Raw genomic sequence first — 4,947 nt, 5'->3', positions numbered from 1 at the left:
CTTCTCGTACTGCTCCAGCGGGATCACGGCTGCCATCGGCTTTCCACCTTCTTCCAGAATCACGGTTTCACCTCCGTGCTGCACGCGGCAAAGGAGCGCGGAAAGATTTTGACTCGCTTCTTCGGCTGCCAATCGTACGACCATGAATGCGCTCCTGCCGGGTGCTTCGATCCTGCCTGGGCGGGTGCATCGCCCTGCTCCGGAATGTATCCAAACCCAATTGTGCACACAAGTGACACACCGTACGCTTACAGCTCACCGAGGAGCCAGCGGCGGACGCTGTCCAGGGCCATCTGCGCGGTGGTGGCCTTGATCCACTCGCGGCCGCGGCTGCCCAGGTCGAAGCGGCGCGACCACGTGCCGCCCTCCCACGCCAGGCCGATGCACACCGTGCCCACCGGCTTGTCGGCCGTGCCGCCGCCGGGTCCCGCGATGCCCGTCGTGGACAGGCCCACGTCCGCGCCGCCGGCCCGGCGCGCGCCGGCCGCCATCTCCTCCGCCGTCTGCGTGCTCACGGCGCCGTGCGCGGCCAGCGTCTGCTCCGAGACGCCCAGCACGCCCATCTTGGCCCCGTTGGAGTACGCCGCCACGCCCAGCAGGAAGTACTCGGAGCTGCCGGGCACGTTCGTCAGCCGGTCGCCGATCAGGCCGCCCGTGCACGACTCGGCCACGGCCAGCGTAAGGCCGCGCTCGCGCAGCATCCGTCCCAGCGTCTCCTCCATCCCTTCGTCGCCCACGGCGTAGACGGCGGCGCCCAGGCGCGCGTGCACGCGGGCCTCCAGCTCGTCCATCCGCGCCTCCAGGTCCTCGCCGGGCGCGCCCTGCACCGTCAGCCGGACGTACATCTTCGGGAAGGATGCGCGGAAGGCGACGCGCGCCTCGTCGGGCGAGATGGCGCCGGCCAGCAGCTCGTCGAGCTTGCTCTCCGCCAGCCCCACCGTGCTGAAGGTGCGCGACAGAAAGCGCGTGTCCGGCTGGCGCGCGGCCACCCACGGCACCAGCGAGGCCATCACCATGTGGCGCGTCTCCCTGGGCACGCCGGGAAAGCAGGCCACGTGGCGCGTCCGGCCGTCCACCTCCACGGGGCAGATGAAGCCCGGCGCCGTGCCGTTGGGATTGGGGATGACGGTGGCGCTGGCGGGAAAGAGCGCCTGCTTGCGGTTGTTGGGCGGCATCTCCATCCCGCGCTGCCTGAAGCGCTCAATCATGAACGCCAGCGACGGCTCGTCCAGCACCAGCGTCTGCCCGGCGTGCCGCGCCACGCACGCCGTCGTCAGGTCGTCGGCGGTGGGGCCCAGGCCGCCCGTGGTGACGACGAGGTCGGCCTCGCGCAGGGCCTGCTCCAGGGCGCGGATGATGTCGTCCTCCTCGTCGCGGACGGTGAAGCCGCAGATGGGGTCCACGCCCACGGCCCGCAGCTCGCCCGCGATGAAGCCGGAGTTGGTGTCGACGGTGAGCCCGCCGACGATCTCGTCACCGATGCTAAGGAAGGCTGCTTTCACGGCAAGTGCGAGAGTGCGAGAGTGCGAAAGTGCGAAAGTGCGAAAGTCGGTTCGCGCGACGATGGGAGCAGTCCCGGTCGGAGCGACTGAAGTCGCCGCAACGACTGCGGAAAGCCCCACAAACTGCGTGGGGCTTCAACCGCAAACGGCCCCATCGGTTTGCTCCCTTCCCCCATGCAGTTTATGGGGGAAGGGTTGGGGATGGGGGGCGCTCCGCCTCCACGCGGGCCCCGCTTTGGCCAGCCCGTCTCCGCCACCCGGTTCACGGCAGCGGGACGTAGGTCACGCGCAGGGCGCCCTGCGCGGATTCATGGCGGAACGTGCGGGCGCGGGGATCGTGCGCGATCTCCAGGTGGTTGACGTCGATCCACCGGATGCGCACCACGGGCCCGCCGCCGGGACCCGCCGGCGCCGCGCCGTGGTCGCCGTCCACCACGAACAGCACCTCGCCGTCGCGCGGCGGCGCATCCACGTGCCTGATCAGCGCCACCTGCGTGCTGTAGTCCGTTGTCGCGCCGCAGTTGCGCACGTAGACGACCGCGGCGCCGCGCGCGTCGGGCCGCGACTCGCGCTGCGTCACCTCGTCGCCGCAGTCCAGCAGGTTGCACCCGCCCAGCATCAGCATCAGCCCGATCGGCAGCAGACGCCATGCGGCCGCGCGAAAGCCACTCCGGCACTCACGCACCGACGCACTCACGCACTATTTTCCGCGCATGGCTTTGAGCGCGCCCTTGACCGTCTCGCGGGGCATGCGCGTGAGGCCGTTGAACTCGCCGCCGCTGGCGATCCACTCACCGCCATCGATCGTGACGCACTCACCGTTGATGAACGGCGCGCCGTCGCTCACCAGGAACGCGGCCAGGTTGGCCAGCTCGTCGTGGTCGCCAAAGCGCTTCATGGGGATGCGCGCCTTTGCCTCGGCCTCCAGTTCGGGCGTGGGCATCAGCGCGTTCCAGGCGCCCTCCGTGGGGAACGGGCCGGGGGCGATGGCGTTGCTGCGGATGCCGTACTCCGCCCACTCCACGGCCAGCGACCGCGTCATGGCCAGCACGCCCGCCTTGGCCGCCGCGCTGGGCACCACGAACGCCGAGCCTGTCCAGGCGTACGTGGTGACGATGTTCAGCACGCTGCCGCCGCGGCCCGCCTCGATCATCTTTCGGCCGACAGCCAGCGTGGCGTTGAAGGTGCCGTACAGCACCGTCTGCACGACGGCGTTGAAGCCGCCGGGCGACAGGTCCTCCGTGGCCGCCAGGAAGTTGCCCGCGGCGTTGTTCACGAGGACATCGATGCCGCCAAAGCGCTCCGCCACGGCCCCGATGGCCGATTCCACCTGCGCGAAGTCTCGCACGTCGCACGGCGTGGTGAACACGCGCTCGCCCGTGGGATCGATCTGGCCCGCGGCGCCGGCCAGCCGGTCGGCGCTGCGGCCCGTGATGGCCACGCGCGCGCCCAGGGCGGCGAACTTCTTGGACATGGAGAGCCCCAGCCCGGAGCCGCCCCCCGTCACCAGCACCGACTTGCCCGCCAGCAGATCGTCCCGGAACACGTTGCCCCCTCACGGCCAGACGTTCGTCGCGCGTCATCCATCTCCCGACCGGGTTGAGACTACGCCCCCGCGCGGACGGGCGAAAGTGCGGCCGGCATGGCGCACCATCCCCGTTCCGGGGTAACTTGGGGTTACCAAACGCTTTCATCGTGAGATCCGCATTCCCATGCCCTCCATCCGTCGCCGTTTCGCCGCGCTCGCCGTGGCGCTGGGGCTGGCCGCCGCGCCGGCCCGCGCGCAGACCCCGCCCCCCGTGCTTCCCGACACGGGGCTCACGGTCGTGCTGCTCACCATGGGGCAGGGCGACATGGTGTGGGAAAAGTTCGGGCACAACGCCCTGTGGATCCACGATCCCGCGCGGGGCACGGACCGCGTGTACAACTACGGGATGTTCGACTTTCGCTCGCCCGGCTACTGGGGACGGTTCCTCAAGGGCAACTGGCTGTACGAGCTGGGCGTGCAGAGCATCCAGAACACGGTGTACCAGTACCAGTACTTCAACCGTGCCATGTGGGCCCAGGAGCTGAACCTGACGCCCGCGCAAAAGCGCGAGTTGCAGGGGCTGCTGGAGACCAACGCGCTCCCGCAGAACCGCGAGTACCTGTACGACTACTACCGCGACAACTGCTCCACGCGCATCCGCGACGTGCTGGACCGCGTAACGGGTGGCGCCCTGCGGCGCACGGCCGGTGACAGCCTGACGGGCACCACGTACCGCTGGCACAGCGAGCGGCTGATCGCATCGGACGGCGCGTCGTACTTTGGCTTGGCGGGCGGGCTGGGGCCGGCGGCGGACCGGAACATCACGGCGTGGGAGGAGATGTTCCTGCCGTTCAAGGTCCAGCAGCAGGTGCGCAACGTGCGCGTGGCCGATGCGTCCGGCCGCCCCGTGCCGCTGGTGGCACGCGAGTGGACCATGCTGGACGCGCCGGGCCGCGGGCCGGAGCGCGCGGAGCCGCCGTTCTGGACGCCGTTCTACCTGCTGGCGGGGCTGGTGATCGCGGGCATCCTGGTGCTGCTGGGCCGCAAGGCGCCGCGCTCGGGCTGGGCGCGGTTCGGGTTCTCGGCGATCGGCACGCTGTGGCTGCTGCTGGCGGGCGTGGGCGGGCTGCTGCTGGTGCTGCTGTGGACGATGACCAACCACTCCATCGCCTACCGCAACGAGAACCTGCTGCAGCTGTCGCCCCTGGCGCTGCCGCTGGTGCTGCTGGTGCCGTGCCTGGCGTACGGCGCGCGCTGGGCCGCCCGCCCCGCCCGCCTGCTGACGACGGTGATCGCGGGATTGTCGCTGCTGGGGTTTGTGCTGCAGGTGCTGCCCGGGCTGGACCAGCGCAACGCGCAGATGATCGCGCTGGCGCTGCCCATCAACCTGGCGCTGGCGCTGGTGGTGCGCGTGCTGGCCTCGCGCACGCCGCCCCCGCCCGCCAGGGCAGGGACGCCCAAGCGGGCGCGGCAGCGGGCGACGGCGTAGGGCCGAGGGGCCCTCACCCGCTCGCTTAGGCTCGCACCCTCTCCCGCAAACTGCGCGGGAGAGGGTATAGACTTCGAACGGGCTCACTGCACCTGGGCGTGGGATCGTGCGAAGGGGGGATTGTGCAGCCGCGGGATCGTGCCAGGCGGGGGCCGTCGCTGCGCGACGGGAGGCCCTCTCCCCCGACCCCCTTTTGCTCGTTCCTCGCAACGGCGGTCGACCCCTCCCCCAACTTCGGGGGAGGGGTTGGCGAACGGGCGAGACCCTGCCCTTAGGGGGTACGCGCGTAAGCGCGGGTCTCCTCTCTCCGCGAGGAACGAGCGGGGAGAGGCCGGGAGAGGGGCGGGTTGCTGCCGGCACGGACCAGCCGGATGCCCAGGCGAAGTTCTCCCCCTCCCCCGCGAAGCGGGGGCAGGGGGTCGGGGGGT

At 70.8% G+C, this 4,947-nt stretch carries 5 protein-coding genes; 1 reads left to right on the top strand and 4 read right to left on the bottom strand.

Translation table 11 applies throughout. The annotated features are described in order from the left end of the window. The 4 genes from VFZ20_RS32940 to VFZ20_RS14165 all read right to left on the bottom strand — a co-directional run. On the bottom strand, positions 1–144 hold a 144-nt coding region (locus tag VFZ20_RS32940; protein WP_414682940.1), incomplete at its 3' end, for a type II toxin-antitoxin system prevent-host-death family antitoxin. A 104-nt stretch (positions 145–248) separates the two neighbouring features. Then, entirely contained in the window at positions 249–1,502 is a 1,254-nt protein-coding gene (locus tag VFZ20_RS14175) for a competence/damage-inducible protein A (RefSeq protein ID WP_329684552.1), read from the bottom strand. A gap of 262 nt (positions 1,503–1,764) precedes the next feature. Beyond that, positions 1,765–2,127, bottom strand: a complete 363-nt coding sequence (locus VFZ20_RS14170; RefSeq protein WP_329684551.1) for a hypothetical protein — start codon at positions 2,125–2,127, stop codon at positions 1,765–1,767. A 75-nt stretch (positions 2,128–2,202) separates the two neighbouring features. Next, positions 2,203–3,048: an SDR family oxidoreductase gene (locus VFZ20_RS14165; protein ID WP_329684550.1), complete on the bottom strand. Its 846-nt coding sequence runs from the start codon at positions 3,046–3,048 to the stop codon at positions 2,203–2,205. 166 nt (positions 3,049–3,214) lie between these two features. Between VFZ20_RS14165 and VFZ20_RS14160 the strand changes: the two genes are divergently transcribed. Then, on the top strand, positions 3,215–4,519 hold the full coding sequence (locus VFZ20_RS14160) for a DUF4105 domain-containing protein (protein ID WP_329684549.1): 1,305 nt from the start codon (positions 3,215–3,217) through the stop codon (positions 4,517–4,519). Positions 4,520–4,947 lie beyond the last annotated feature (428 nt).

This window comes from Longimicrobium sp. (assembly GCF_036280135.1).
In the GTDB taxonomy this organism is placed as follows: domain Bacteria; phylum Gemmatimonadota; class Gemmatimonadetes; order Longimicrobiales; family Longimicrobiaceae; genus Longimicrobium.
This window is presented reverse-complemented; position numbering and strand designations above follow the sequence as displayed.